Genomic DNA, 13638 nt, shown 5'->3' on the forward strand with positions numbered 1-13638 from the left:
GAGGTTAAGTGTAAATGCTGCTATTTCAGTACGAGCAGGTGTATTCGGTGAGGTTAAGTGCATCCGCTGTCATTTCGGTGTGAGCAGGTCTATTTGGTGAGTTTTAGTGCATATGCTGCTATTTCGGTGCGAGTAGGTGTATTCGGTGAGGTTGAGTGTATCCGCTGCTATTTCGGTGTGAATGGGTGTATTCGGTGAGGTTAAGTGCATCTATTTCTATTTCGGTGTGAGCAGGTGTATTCGGTAAGTTTGAGTGCATCCGCTGCTATTTTGGTGTGAATAGGTGTATTTGGTGAGGTTGAGTGTATCCGCTGCTATTTCGGTGTGAATAAGTGTATTCGATGAGTTTGAGTGCATCCGCTGCTATTTCGGTGTGAGCAGGTGTATTCGGTAAGGTTGAGTGTATCTGTTGCCATTTCGGTGTGAATGGGTGTATTCAGTGAGGTTAAGTGCAGATGCTGCTATTTCGGTGTGAGCAGGTCTATTCGGTAAGTTTGAGTGTACCTGTTGCCATTTCGGTGTGAATGGGTGTATTCGGTGAGGTTAAGTGCATCTATTTCTATTTCGGTGTGAGCAGGTGTATTCGGTAAGGTTGAGTGTATCTGTTGCCATTTCGGTGTGAATGGGTGTATTCAGTGAGGTTAAGTGCAGATGCTGCTATTTCGGTGTGAGCAGGTCTATTCGGTAAGTTTGAGTGTACCTGTTGCCATTTCGGTGTGAATGGGTGTATTCGGTGAGGTTAAGTGCATCTATTTCTATTTCGGTGTGAGCAGGTGTATTCGGTAAGGTTGAGTGTATCTGTTGCCATTTCGGTGTGAATGGGTGTATTCAGTGAGGTTAAGTGCAGATGCTGCTATTTCGGTGTGAGCAGGTCTATTCGGTAAGTTTGAGTGTACCTGTTGCCATTTCGGTGTGAGTGGGTGTATTCGGTGAATTTGAGTGTACCTGTTGCCATTTCGGTGCGAGTAGGTGTATTCGGTGAATTTGAGTGTATCTGCTGCTATTTCGGTGTGAATAGGTCTATTCGGTAAGTTTGAGTGTACCTGTTGCCATTTCGGTGTGAGTGGGTGTATTCGGTGAATTTGAGTGTACCTGTTGCCATTTCGGTGTGAGTGGGTGTATTCGGTGAATTTGAGTGTACCTGTTGCTATTTCGGTGCGAGTAGGTGTATTCGGTGAATTTGAGTGTATCCGCTACTATTTCGGTGTGAATAGGTGTATTTGGTGAGGTTAAGTGCAGATGCTGCTATTTCGGTGTGAGTGGGTGTATTCGGTGAGTTTGAGTGTATCCGCTGCTATTTCGGTATGAGTGGGCGTATTCGGTGAGTTTGAGTGTATCTGTTGCCATTTCGATGTGAGCAGGTGTATTCGGTGAGTTTAAGTGCATCTACTACTATTTCGGTGTACCATGACTACCTAAGTCAACCCGGTATTGCCGGAATGTATCCGGATGTACCGGAACAGGCGAAAACAGACTCATCATTACCAGAATAGAAACATATGTACTCAAACTCACCAAATACGCCCACTCACACCGAAATAGAAGCAGACACACACAAACTGACCGAATACATCCGCCCCTACCTATCCTTACCGGAACATACATATTATTACCGAAGCGTACTTATTATTACTAAAGCATACTTATCCTTACTGAAACTTACTCAAACGTATTTTCTTCCTTGCTGCTGCCGTATCTTTGTTTCAACGAAACGAGGTAAGGAATATCGCCGCGGAGACTTCCCCTTCTATCCGTTAGCAATCAACAAATTATTTAATTAACCTCTAAAAATCGAGCTTATGACAATTATCGTAGAGCGTATTCAACGCCACCAGAAAGTCGGGGACAAGACTTCCCCGCAACTGTATTACCTGAAACGGAAGGCCAAGAACTCCCGTTTGTACGACACTAAGCGTATCTCGCAAGAGATTGAAGAACTGGGCGGCATGTCCGCCGAGGATGTGGAGCACGTAGTTACCGCCCTCGTGCGCAACCTCAAACGCAAGCTGACGGACGGAGATAGTGTAAAGTTGGACGGGCTCGGTGTATTCTACACCACTTTCCACAGCAAGGGCACTACAAAATCGGAAGATTGCACTGTTAAGAATATCGACAAGGTGAATATCCGTTTCCTTACCGACAGCGGTCTGCGCTTGGTAAACGACTCCAGCGCCACTACCAAAGGGGCTCCCAACAACATAGCTTTCGAACTGTACAACCCCAAGACAGCCGGTTCTTCCGGTGGTAGCAGCGGCGGTGACGACGGCGAAGAAGAAAATCCGTTGGGTTAGCCCCTTACCCGCCCCCAAGTGTAAAGTGTAACAGTGACGGGTAATCTGTTTGCCGGTACTTGTGTTTTCTACTATTACTCTTTACTTTATGCTTTACACTTTACTGTCTTATTCTTTATTATTCAATAATTCATTTTTCAATTAACCCAATTCTATTAACTAAATTCAATTATTATGGCAACAAAATCATCTTGGTGGGATAAACTCCTTAAAATCGTAATAGCGGTGGCGTCAGCCATTCTCGGTGCAGTGAGTGTTCATGCAATGAATTAGCTCCTCCTCTGCCTTTCTATTTCAGGTGTTGTAGACTTAGTGCTTTATACTTTATAATATGTGTGTTTACACCTTATAATCTATAAATCTATAATTCATAATCCATAATTCATAATTCACAATTTATACTCCTCTCTATGCGTTCAATCACTTTAATCGTTATCCATTGCACCGCCACGCGCGAAAACTGTCCTTTTACCGAGCAGGCGTTGGAGGCTGCCCACCGCAGGCGCGGTTTCGACGGTACGGGCTATCACTTCTACATACGTCGCGACGGTCATATCCTGACTACCCGTCCGCTCGAAAAGCCCGGTGCACATGCCCGCGGCTACAATGCCCACTCGATAGGTATCTGTTATGAGGGCGGGCTGAACCGCTACGGACTGCCGTGCGACACACGTACCGAGTGGCAGCGCCATTCGCTCCGCGTACTCGTAAGAGCTTTGCTGCTGGACTACCCCGACGCCCGGGTGGTGGGGCATCGCGACCTGAGCCCCGACCTGAATGGTAACGGTGAAGTGGAACCCATGGAATGGACTAAGCAGTGTCCGTGCTTCGAGGTGAAGAAGGAGAAATGGTAAACGTGCACAAACGAGGCGCGGACTACACCGGCTTCACGTCCTCCTCCCAAGGGGAGTTTCGTGAAACCCGCGTAATCCGCGCCTTTCAATATATCTGCCCGGCAGCTTATATGGGCAGTATGCTATGCATCCGCTTTCTTCAGGGAGTCTTCAACGTACTCGAACTGCCCTTTGCCAATCACTTTATACTGTATGGTATAAGTGGTTGTGGAAGAACCGTCGTACACGCCGAAGTTAATCGTATAGATTACGTCTACGCCATTGTCGGCTGGTGCGGCATCGGCATAGAGGGCTTCCAGTGCGTGCGGGAAGGCTTCGGGCAGACGCTCCCACATCAGTTCGCTGAGTTCGTCGGAGGACATGCCGTCGTACGTGCCTTGTCCTTGCCATGCGCTCACACGGAAGTCGAAGTTGTTCTGATAGGCCGAACCGCCGTAATAGTAATCGTTATTGCCGTAGGAGGTTACGTACTCGGCATGGTTTTCTTTCACCCAGTCGGTAATGGCTTGATAGAACTCGGATACCTCGTCGTTGTTTTTCCCTGCGGGCAGGTCGATGAGGATGCTCGGAGAGTATTGCCATTCCGTACCGTTATAGGCGTAAGGTCTTGTTTCGATAGCTATGTTGTCGCTGTACTTCCATACGTTAATGGTGTCGTTGTAGATGTACTGGTCGGCATTGGCCTGGTAATTGCCGCTGCCTGCATAGTAGCGGTAGATTACAGTACAGGTATCGCCGCCCATGGGGTAAGCTACATTATCGGCAAGGTAACGCGGAATGTAGTTTTCTGCCTTGACGGTGGAGCTGAAGGAGTAGTCCTCGCCCGGACGGTCGTCGCCGGTTCCCATTTCTTCATAGGCGTCCCACGGAATGAATTGCGCCTCGCCGGAGTCTTCAAAGAGTTCCCACCTGTTATTTCTACGTTCGTACAAGGCGAAACGCATTGTGGTATTGACTACGGTAGGAATGTCCTTGCCTACGATAATGTTGTCTATCTGATAGCTGGTAGTTTTTTTCTCATCCGAATTGCCTGTGTAGTGGAAAGCGATGTAGATTGTCTGCCCGGCATAGGTATCCAAGTTCATAGTACCTGCTCTTGCCAAATCTCCCCAGTCGTCCGTAGGGGTTTGAGGCAGGGTGAACTCAGTTGTTACATCAGTCCAAGTTGCCTTAGTTACATCTGCACCGTCGAAATCGGTAGAGATAAGTACTTTCAATCCGTCGTGTTTCCAGTAACCGACATTAACATCCCATGCAAACTTCTTGTCAGCCCCTTCTATCTTGATGCCGGGGGTTACCAGCCAAGCTTCCGCAGGACCGTCGGCTTTGTTGGCGGTAAATTGCAGATACTTGTTCTTGCTGTATTCGCCCACTGTCCATTTATTACCTTCGGCCCAGAGATACCAGCCGGACATCGTTTCGAGGTCGCCTTTAGTCAAATCTTCGAAATCGTATTGGGCAACGGGAGTTTCTATCAACTCCGGCTGGGCATCTTTATTATATTGATATTCTACGAAAGAGAATGCCCCGTTCTTAGCGTCAGTATACTTTTTATTCAGTATCTTATACATGTCATCTTCCGTACCTTCGTTCAGATAAGGCCCGTAATATCCCTCACCATGAATAATAGTATAATCATCTTCTGTGAGTTGCAGGTACGGGATATCATTGTACTTGGGATATACCGTTTTGAAACGGTATGTAATCTTCGCCGAGGAGTTCAAATCCACCGAGAAATAGGTATCGGCAAGCCAGCCGGGGATGTAGTCGTCGGGCATGGCATCGGCAGAGAAGTACTTGTTCTGCTTCACATCGCCGCCCATTACATCGTAGTCGGCATCGGTAAGCGTGTAGACAATCTTTGCAACATCGGTAGGACGGCCTCCTTCCTCGTAGCCGGGAAAATTGTCTTCGTTGTAATCGCAGCCTGTCATCAGGAAAGCGACTGCACACAAACTGTATATAAACTTTTTCTTCATAATCGTAGTTCTTAAAGGTTTAGAAATTGAACTTCAACCGCACGGAGTAGGTACGCCCGAAGCCGTAGAGCACACGGGTAGCCGTTTCCCAGTCGTGGCTGCTGCCGTCGCGGGCATCGGCTATGTATTCCTGGTCGAAAAGGTTGTTGATGTTGCCGCTCAGCGTAGCGCGTACCTTGCCGAAGTCGAAGGTGTATCCCGCACTCAGGTCGAACGTGCTGTACGAGGGGATTTCCCACGGGCTTACCACCACGATTTCATCGCCGAAACCGGCATTTCCCGCCTCGATGTCGTAGTCGGCAAAGTTGCGTGCGAAGAAATTCCAGTCTGCCGAGATGCGCAGTCCTTGCATAGGACGGATATTTACGCCCAGGGCTGCCGTGGTCTGTGCCGAACCGCCTACGTAGACATTATCCATTTTAATGTTTGCCTTGTAGTTGGAAGCTTGCGAGATATCGGACAGTGTGCCGCCCTTGAAGTCTGTCATCAACTGGCCGGCAGCGTTGTAGTAGTATCCGCTGGCATTGCCGTTCCAGCGCCAGTCGCCCCAGGAGAACATTCCGTTGATATCCAGCCAGCGTAACGGACGGATTGCGAAGTCCAGCTCAACGCCCATGTGGTTGGCGTTGGCGCCGGTCATGTTCAAGGTATAGCGGTCTTTGATGTTTTGTCCGTCTACGTTGTAGTCGAAGTCGCCGGAATCGTACAGTGCTTTGTCCATCCAACGGGTGTAGTATGCGTTGAGGTTGGCGGTGAAGATGCTGCTGCGGTAGCCGTAGCCTACTTCGAAGGACATGACTTTTTCGTTCTTGGCGTCTTCGTTACGGGCATGTGAATTCTGCGAATTGACGAAAGAGGTATCGAACATCGGAGCGCGGGTTATGAAGCCGGCATTGAAGAATACGTTGTTCTTTTCGTTGAGGTTGTAGTTGACGCCGCCTTTTATGTTTCCGCCCAGGTAGTTCTTGGTGTCGGATTTCGCCTTGTCTTTGCTGTAATACATGCGGTCGTAGCGCCAGTATCCTGTATTGGAGAGTCCGCCGGAGACGAATGCGCTGACCTTGTCGCGGTTGTATTCAAGTTGTGCGAATGCGCCCTCGGACATTACAAAGCCGTCGTAGTCGCGGTAATATACATCGCCCACGCCGAGTTTCTGGTTCTTGAAATTGGGGTCGGCGGCGGCTGGATTGTTCTCGGCAAGAATTTTGCCGCGGTTCTCGGCATCTACGAAGTAATCGCCGCCGAAGAGGTCGACGATGATGTTCTGATGCAGGCCTTTGTAGTAACGCAGGTCGATGCCTCCGTAGAAGTCGAAGTTTTCACCGAATTTGGTGGTATAGGTGGAGAGCAGTCCGTACCACATGTGGTTGTTCATGGATTTGCCCATAATCATCTTGGAACCGGTTTCGCTGGCTGCGTTCAGGGCTTCTACCTGGTCGTAGGAGAATGTGCCGTCTGCCTCGCGGAAGTCGTTGTTTACCAATCCGTTGCTTGCGCCGTACCAGCGGCTGCGGTTGGCGGAGTCGCCCGAACCGCTATATCCGTTACCGCGGCCGATAGATACGTAGAGTGCCGTACTCAGGCTGGACTTGCGGTCTATCTGCCACAGGTGGTTGAGCGAAATCTGAGGCTTGTGGTATGAGTTGCGGGAGGAGTTGTAGACTTGCCCGTTGCGGTAACCGAAGGTGGGGTTGTACTTGTAGGGGCTGTCTTCGCCCATGTATTTCTTGACCCGTTGCCATTCTTTAATGGTTAGTCCGTTCTGGTTGTTGCGCTGGTTGTGCCACTGCGGGGCGCCGAATGCGGTGAGTGACAGTTGGTGGTTGTCGTTGAAGCGCTTGGCAACGCTGGCAAACCAGTTGTAGCCTTCGAACTCTGTGCCCTGGATGTAGCCGTCGCCCCAGGTCTTGCCGCCCAACAGGGTGAATGCCCAGCCGTCTTTGGACAGTCCGGAGGAGACGCTGAACAGGATTTTGTTGTAGCCGTCGTTACCCATGCCGTAGGATACGAAGCCGCCTTTCTTGGCTTCCGTGCTTTTGGTTACGATATTGATAGAGCCGCCTACTGCCGGAACCGATACTTTGGCGGCTCCCAGACCGCGCTGTACCTGCATGCTGCGGGTTACGTCGGACAGTCCTGCCCAGTTAGACCAGTATACTTTCTGGTTTTCCATGCCGTTCATCGGCACGCCGTTTATCATCATGGCTACGTTCTCGCTCTTGAAACCGCGGATACGGGTTTGTGCGTCGCCATAGCCGCCACCGTCTTTGGTGGTGTAGATACCGGGGGTGGATTTCAGGATTTCGGGGAATTCCTGCGAACCGAGCTTTTCTTCGATGAACACCGGGTCTACGGTGGATACGGCTACCGGTGTCTTGCGTGCCACGGCAACGGATGAGGTAATCGTAACGTCGGACAGCATCACCGCATCGGGCTGCATCCGGATTGTTCCAAGCTCCACAGAAGCGCTCTTCTGTGTAATTTTCTTCTTCTGGTCTTTGTAACCGATGTACTTAAATAATAATGTAGCACCGGAAGCAACGCTTTGCTTGAAATAACCGTCGATGTCGGTTACCGACCCTTGGGTGGTTCCTTCTACCATAACGGCAGCACCAACCAATGGTTCGCCGGTTTCTGCATCGACAAGCTGACCATGCACTGTGGTCTGTGACCATGCTGCGGAGGTGAATACCGACAGCAGGAGCACCGACAGAAATTGAATCAGATGTTTTCTCATAATTCTGCTTTTAGTTAATAGACAGTGTTAATAAATCATTAAAAGATGTTTCTAAGTTGCAAATATAATATTATTACATCAATTATCAATTACTTTCGTGTTACATTTTTTAAGGCTGCTAAACAACCCTGAAAATCTCTTAATAAAAAAAGCTCCGCATTTTGCCTGCGGAGCTTTCTTTTTGTCACGGATGAGATGTATATGCTTTCAAATAAAACAGGAAATCAGTCATTCATCAACTTTCTATAACGTACGCGGGTGGGCTCTTCCCTGCCCAGCCGTTTCAGTTTGTTTTCTTCGTATTCCGAATAGGAGCCTTCGAAAAAGAATACATTGGAGTCTCCCTCGAACGCAAGGATATGTGTACAGATGCGGTCTAAGAACCAGCGGTCGTGGCTGATGACTACGGCGCATCCGGCAAAGTCTTCGAGGCCTTCTTCGAGGGCGCGTAGTGTGTTGACGTCGATGTCGTTGGTGGGCTCGTCCAGGAGCAGCACGTTGCCTTCTTCTTTGAGGCAGAGTGCCAGGTGGAGGCGGTTGCGCTCGCCGCCGGAGAGTACGCCGCAGAGTTTTTCCTGGTCGGCTCCGGAGAAGTTGAAGCGCGACAGGTAGGCGCGTGCGTTGATGTCGCGCCCGCCCATGCGGATTAGGTCGTTGCCGCCGGAGATTACCTGGTAGACGCTCTTGGCGGGGTCGATGTCTTTGTGCTGTTGGTCTACGTAGGCTACTTTTACGGTTTCGCCTACTTCGAACTCGCCGCTGTCGGGTGTTTCCAGCCCCATGATTAGGCGGAAAAGGGTGGTTTTACCGGCGCCGTTGGGACCGATTATGCCTACAATGCCGTTGGGGGGGAGCATGAAGTTGAGGTCGTCGAACAGGAGTTTGTCGCCGAAGGCTTTCGCCACGTGTTTGGCTTCGATGACTTTATTGCCCAGGCGGGGACCGTTGGGGATGAAGATTTCGAGTTTTTCTTCTTTCTCTTTCACGTCTTCATTCAGCAGTTTGTCGTAGGAGTTCAGACGTGCCTTGCCTTTTGCCTGGCGTGCCTTGGGAGCCATGCGTACCCATTCCAGCTCGCGTTCGAGTGTCTTGCGGCGTTTGCTGGCGGTCTTTTCTTCCATTTCCATGCGTTTGGTTTTCTGTTCCAGCCAACTGGAGTAGTTGCCTTTCCAGGGGATGCCTTCGCCTCGGTCGAGCTCGAGTATCCAGCCTGCCACGTGGTCGAGGAAGTAGCGGTCGTGGGTAACGGCGATTACCGTGCCTTCGTACTGTTGCAGGTGTTGTTCCAGCCAGTCGATAGACTCGGCGTCGAGGTGGTTGGTGGGCTCGTCCAGGAGCAGCACATCGGGTTTCTGGAGCAACAGCCGGCAGAGTGCCACACGGCGGCGCTCACCGCCGGAGAGGTGTTCTACGGACTGGTCTTCGGGCGGGCAGCGGAGTGCGTCCATAGCGCGTTCCAGCTTGCTGTCGAGGTTCCATGCGTCGGTAGCGTCGATGATGTCTTGCAGCTCTGCCTGGCGGGTAAAGAGTTTGTCCATTTTGTCCGGGTCTTCGTAGTACTCGGGCAGCCCGAACTTCTGGTTGATTTCTTCGTATTCTGCCAGTGCGTCTACAATGGGTTGCACGCCTTCCATTACTATTTCTTTTACTGTCTTTGCGGGGTCGAGATAGGGTTCTTGTGCCAGGTATCCTACCGAATATCCGGGTGAGAATACTACTTCGCCCTGGTAGGATTTGTCCAATCCGGCGATAATCTTCAGCAGGGTGGACTTACCCGAACCGTTCAGACCGATAATGCCGATTTTCGCTCCGTAGAAGAACGAGAGGTAGATGTTCTTCAATACTTGCTTGTTGGTCTGCTGAATGGTCTTGTTCAGCCCTACCATAGAGAAGATGATTTTCTTATCGTCTACTGTTGCCATATGAGTTAGGATTTTATGTTATACATTTGTTATATTAGTATTTAGTGTTATTGGGTTATTAGTGTTACTGGATTATTTAGTATAATGTATTATGTGTGTATTATAAAAGGATATGTAAGTAATTGTATTATGTGTGTATTATATTACGTAAGTAATTGTATCATGTGCGTATTATATTATGTAAGTAATATGTATCATGTGTGTATTATATTACGTAAGTAATTGTATTATGTGTGTATTATACCATGCAAATAATATGTATCATGTGTGTACACTATATTATGTAAGTAATATGTATCATGTGTATATTATAATAATATGTAAGCAATAAGTAACATGTAACATGTATCATGTATATATAATATATACAAGATAGGGGATACAAGCCGGTATTAGGTTATTGTTTATTGTCCATTATCTATATCTATTGTTATTTCTTCTTCTCAAAACCAATTCCTCTCAGCACCAATCTCCTCCCAACCGGTTATGATATCATCCCAATAATAGAAACTCTACGCCATAACAGAAATCCGGATTATGCCTACCCTCGCCCAAAAGCGGTTCTATCACCCAATTCCGGGACAAAGATAAGAAAAAAAGCGAAATTCCTTTGTAACTTCCAAAAAAGTCTATATCTTTGCACCCGCTTAACAGCGCTAAGGATTGATTCGCTAGCTCAGCAGGTAGAGCACAACACTTTTAATGTTGGGGTCTTGGGTTCGAGCCCCAAGCGGATCACTCTTAAAAGATTAAAAATCAAGCGGTTATCTAAATCAGATAATCGCTTTTTCTTTATATACACTGCGGTTTGAAGGCTCTGATGTAAACCGGTAAACCGTGGCTCTGATGTAAACCAAGATGTAAACCGGTATGTACCGTCCAAATCAAAAGCGACTAATTTAATCATGGCTATGCGAAGTATTGATTTCCCGAATTACCCTACATGGATTTCCTATGGCAAGACTATTTGCCGGAACGGATTTAGTGACAACACTTCCCGCCCCGATGACACTTCCCCGTCCAATGGTGACACCCGGCAGGATGATAACACCGCCACCAATCCAGCAGCCGTCTTCAATGGTTACGGGCAAAGCATACGTGTGGCGGATATATTCTATTCCATTTTGGTTTTCTACGGGTTCTAAGCGTTCGCCCAGTTCCACCGGATGAGTAGCCGTATAGATTTGTACATTTGGGGCTATCAATACATTGTTTCCGATTGTGATTTTATTGCAATCCACAAAGGTGCATCCGGTATTTATACTGACATTGTTTCCTATACGGATATTACAGCCATAATCACATATAAAAGAATGCCCTACCGAAACCTTTTCACCAACGCTTTCAAACATTTCTTTCAATAACGCATACTTTGCCTCTTTACAATCATACGGCAATGAATTGTATTTCAGCAACAATTCATGTGTCTTTCTTTTAAACTCCATAAATACGGGAGCATGACAATCGTACCATTCGCCCGACAAGCATTTTTCCAATTCTGTTTTCATACCTACTCATGATAAAAGTTACTACTATCTTTCTATTTGTGGCAAAGTTATACATATTCATAAAATAAAATCTGTATTATTTTTCTCTTTATTTGTATCTTTACACTTGAATAGCAGATTACATAAAATGAAAAGGGAAAATCTACACCAACCGTTTGAAATCAGTTTCAGTGAACTGGATGAGTCGCAATTAAAGGAGCATGACCATACGTTTTTTGAATTGGTCTATATTCTATCGGGAACAGGTGTTCAGTGGATAAATAATAATAGGTTTCCTTATCATGACGGACATCTCTTTATGATTACTCCCGGCGATATACATTCGTTCGACATCCATACTACCACAAAGTTTGTTTATATAAAATTCAATGACATCTATATTCATTCGGCAGTCTTCGGTGCGGAGAATATCCAACGGTTAGAGTTTATACTACAACACGCCAATCATCGCCCCGGCTGTATCTTACGCAACCAAACCGACAAGTTGCTGGTAAAACCTATGATAGAAGCGATTATTCGTGAATACTTGAACAAAAAGATATATAGCAGTGAAATTATTACGCAGCTAATCAATACAATCGTGATTGTTGTCGCCCGTAACATTGCTTTGTTCCTGCCTGAACAGATAGACGAGAATTCAGAAGATAAGTCACTGAACATATTGCAATACATCCAGTCGAATATTTGTTATCCCGAGAAGATAAAAGCCAAAACGATAAGCCAACTTTTCGGCATTTCCCCCAATTATCTTGGGAGATACTTCAAAAAGCAGACTAATGAAACCATGCAGCAATATATCTTCAATTATAAAATGCAAATGGTGGAAAACCGTCTTCTGCACAGCGAAATGAGAATTAGCGAAATAGTAGAAGAACTTGGATTTACAGATGAAAGCCATTTGAACAAGCTATTCAAGAAATACAAAAATTGCAATCCAACTGATTTTAGGAAGAAGTATCGGATTTAATAAGGCTATTTTTTAGGAGGATATGCCGATACGTCAAATCAACAAAGTATTTATTGAGAACTTCTACCTATTATATAATAAAGAACCACGATTGTTCACCTAACACAGCTATGAAGTTCATCCGGCGTTTCCGCACGGTAGTAAACTTTGCACAAGGTACGGGATTGATTACTGCCGACCCGTTCGCCAATTACAAACTCAAATTTGAGTATATAGAAAGAGGGTATCTTGACAAGGACGAGATAAGCAGGATATGCAATATTTTTTTATGTCAGTTATGATATTCGGATAACTGTAACTGCTACGGTTATCCCATATTCCCGTTCATCATATCATTCCAATCCTGTACCGCTTTTATGGCGCATTGATAATGGCAGAATCCCCATACAATTAGCCAATATACCAGCACGGAAGTTATCTTGAACAATCGCTTTTTCCTTATATCATCCACCTGTTTCCCGATAAAGCGGAAAAGGAATATCAGCATACCCCATAATACAAATGTCAGCACTTCACATTCAATCGTTGTGTATATATTGTTTGCGGCTATATCAAAATCGGGCAGAGCAGATGTATGGTAAAAAGTGATACGCCATCCCACGAATAGCGAAATCACGGCATACAGAATGTTTTCAGTTCTTTTATATGGCATTGTTGTTTTCATGTTTCTATATAATGGCCTGAAAAGAAACGTTGTAAGTATTATCTTGTATTATTCCTGTTTTAGAAAATCAAGGTCGAAGAAGTAATCCTCTTCATTCTTTGGATTTATATAAATAACTCCGTCTTTTTGTAAGGCAAGAAAAACACCTAAACTACTTCTATCCATAATAATTGGTTCGCTGACAAACTGCGTCTGTTTTCCCCGATAGTCTAAAGTAACTTTTACTGTACAATGGCAACGTTCATAAGAAAGCGGTTCATTCATTCGGTCGGGATTTGTCAATGCTTCGCAGGCGTTAATCTCCTGACTATGCAAAGATTGGTGGGGCAAATCCGGTTCATCTAACGAAGTAGGTGAATATAAACGTGTTTTGAACGAGTAAGCAGGTACATCCATTCGGGTGTAATGGACATTTTGTTTGCTTTCACATATTTCGCAACTGTTTAAATCCACTTTCAAAGTAATACCTTTGGAGCGAAGCAATGCCTTGTGTTTCTCTTTGATTTTCTTTCCTTGTGTCTTCTTTCTTCGCATTACCCAGATAACAATAGCAATCGGAACTACCGCAAGGCTTCCAGTCACCAGCATATAGCCGAATTTCCCTTTTTCCATGAATATGTGTGTTTGTAATAATAGCAAACCTTCGACGGCTATGCCTAAAAAAAGAAAAGCATCATGAAATATCGCTTTTAGTTTCATATCTATATATTTCTAAT

General features: G+C 46.3%; 10 protein-coding genes, 1 tRNA gene and 1 pseudogene. 6 read left to right on the forward strand and 6 right to left on the reverse strand.

Annotated features, from left to right (window positions below):
* Window positions 1-1799 precede the first annotated feature (1799 nt).
* From C233_RS0114215 to C233_RS0114220, 3 genes are all read left to right on the forward strand, one after another.
* Window positions 1800-2291 (forward strand): HU family DNA-binding protein, encoded by a 492-nt coding sequence (locus tag C233_RS0114215; RefSeq protein WP_018668242.1) that lies wholly within the window; start codon window positions 1800-1802, stop codon window positions 2289-2291.
* A 174-nt stretch (window positions 2292-2465) separates the two neighbouring features.
* Window positions 2466-2564, forward strand: a complete 99-nt coding sequence (locus C233_RS24170; protein WP_154656074.1) for a smalltalk protein — start codon at window positions 2466-2468, stop codon at window positions 2562-2564.
* A 137-nt stretch (window positions 2565-2701) separates the two neighbouring features.
* Window positions 2702-3145 (forward strand): N-acetylmuramoyl-L-alanine amidase, encoded by a 444-nt coding sequence (locus C233_RS0114220; protein WP_018668243.1) that lies wholly within the window; start codon window positions 2702-2704, stop codon window positions 3143-3145.
* 122 nt (window positions 3146-3267) lie between these two features.
* On the opposite strand, the gene C233_RS0114225 is transcribed toward C233_RS0114220, so the two are convergent.
* From C233_RS0114225 to ettA, 3 genes are all read right to left on the reverse strand, one after another.
* A complete protein-coding gene (locus tag C233_RS0114225) occupies window positions 3268-5124 on the reverse strand; it encodes a choice-of-anchor J domain-containing protein (RefSeq protein ID WP_018668244.1) in 1857 nt (618 codons plus the stop codon).
* A gap of 19 nt (window positions 5125-5143) precedes the next feature.
* Window positions 5144-7861 carry a TonB-dependent receptor gene (locus C233_RS0114230; RefSeq protein WP_018668245.1) on the reverse strand — a complete coding sequence of 906 codons (2718 nt, stop codon included), beginning with the start codon at window positions 7859-7861 and terminating at the stop codon, window positions 5144-5146.
* Window positions 7862-8085: 224 nt separating this feature from the next.
* On the reverse strand, window positions 8086-9783 hold the full coding sequence (gene ettA / locus C233_RS0114235; RefSeq protein ID WP_018668246.1) for an energy-dependent translational throttle protein EttA: 1698 nt from the start codon (window positions 9781-9783) through the stop codon (window positions 8086-8088).
* 665 nt (window positions 9784-10448) lie between these two features.
* Here ettA and C233_RS0114240 point away from each other — a divergent pair.
* Window positions 10449-10521: transfer RNA gene (locus C233_RS0114240), tRNA-Lys, on the forward strand.
* Between the two features lie 161 nt (window positions 10522-10682).
* Here the strand turns inward: C233_RS0114240 and C233_RS0114245 are convergent.
* The gene (locus C233_RS0114245) at window positions 10683-11291 is read right to left on the reverse strand and encodes a sugar O-acetyltransferase (protein ID WP_018668247.1); all 609 of its coding nucleotides are present in this window, start codon (window positions 11289-11291) and stop codon (window positions 10683-10685) included.
* 127 nt (window positions 11292-11418) lie between these two features.
* On the opposite strand from C233_RS0114245, the gene C233_RS0114250 reads away from it, so the two are divergent.
* Entirely contained in the window at window positions 11419-12258 is an 840-nt protein-coding gene (locus C233_RS0114250) for an AraC family transcriptional regulator (RefSeq protein WP_018668248.1), read from the forward strand.
* A 19-nt stretch (window positions 12259-12277) separates the two neighbouring features.
* Window positions 12278-12518, forward strand: a pseudogene (locus C233_RS23700) (phage integrase SAM-like domain-containing protein); the annotation flags it as partial.
* A gap of 47 nt (window positions 12519-12565) precedes the next feature.
* Here C233_RS23700 and C233_RS0114260 read toward each other — a convergent pair.
* Both C233_RS0114260 and C233_RS0114265 read right to left on the reverse strand, forming a co-directional pair.
* Entirely contained in the window at window positions 12566-12922 is a 357-nt protein-coding gene (locus C233_RS0114260; protein ID WP_128081951.1) for a hypothetical protein, read from the reverse strand.
* Window positions 12923-12970: 48 nt separating this feature from the next.
* Entirely contained in the window at window positions 12971-13621 is a 651-nt protein-coding gene (locus C233_RS0114265) for a hypothetical protein (protein WP_018668251.1), read from the reverse strand.
* Window positions 13622-13638: the final 17 nt, after the last annotated feature.

This window comes from Bacteroides gallinarum DSM 18171 = JCM 13658, assembly GCF_000374365.1.
Lineage (GTDB): Bacteria > Bacteroidota > Bacteroidia > Bacteroidales > Bacteroidaceae > Bacteroides > Bacteroides gallinarum.

Coding starts and splice junctions, on each gene's coding strand:
- C233_RS0114265 (WP_018668251.1), bottom strand. CDS start 13,621: ATGAAACTAAAAGCGATATTTCATGATGCTTTTCTTTTTTTAGGCATA.
- ettA (WP_018668246.1), bottom strand. CDS start 9,783: ATGGCAACAGTAGACGATAAGAAAATCATCTTCTCTATGGTAGGGCTG.
- C233_RS0114260 (WP_128081951.1), bottom strand. CDS start 12,922: ATGAAAACAACAATGCCATATAAAAGAACTGAAAACATTCTGTATGCC.
- C233_RS0114225 (WP_018668244.1), bottom strand. CDS start 5,124: ATGAAGAAAAAGTTTATATACAGTTTGTGTGCAGTCGCTTTCCTGATG.
- C233_RS0114245 (WP_018668247.1), bottom strand. CDS start 11,291: ATGAAAACAGAATTGGAAAAATGCTTGTCGGGCGAATGGTACGATTGT.
- C233_RS0114250 (WP_018668248.1), top strand. CDS start 11,419: ATGAAAAGGGAAAATCTACACCAACCGTTTGAAATCAGTTTCAGTGAA.
- C233_RS0114220 (WP_018668243.1), top strand. CDS start 2,702: ATGCGTTCAATCACTTTAATCGTTATCCATTGCACCGCCACGCGCGAA.
- C233_RS24170 (WP_154656074.1), top strand. CDS start 2,466: ATGGCAACAAAATCATCTTGGTGGGATAAACTCCTTAAAATCGTAATA.
- C233_RS0114215 (WP_018668242.1), top strand. CDS start 1,800: ATGACAATTATCGTAGAGCGTATTCAACGCCACCAGAAAGTCGGGGAC.
- C233_RS0114230 (WP_018668245.1), bottom strand. CDS start 7,861: ATGAGAAAACATCTGATTCAATTTCTGTCGGTGCTCCTGCTGTCGGTA.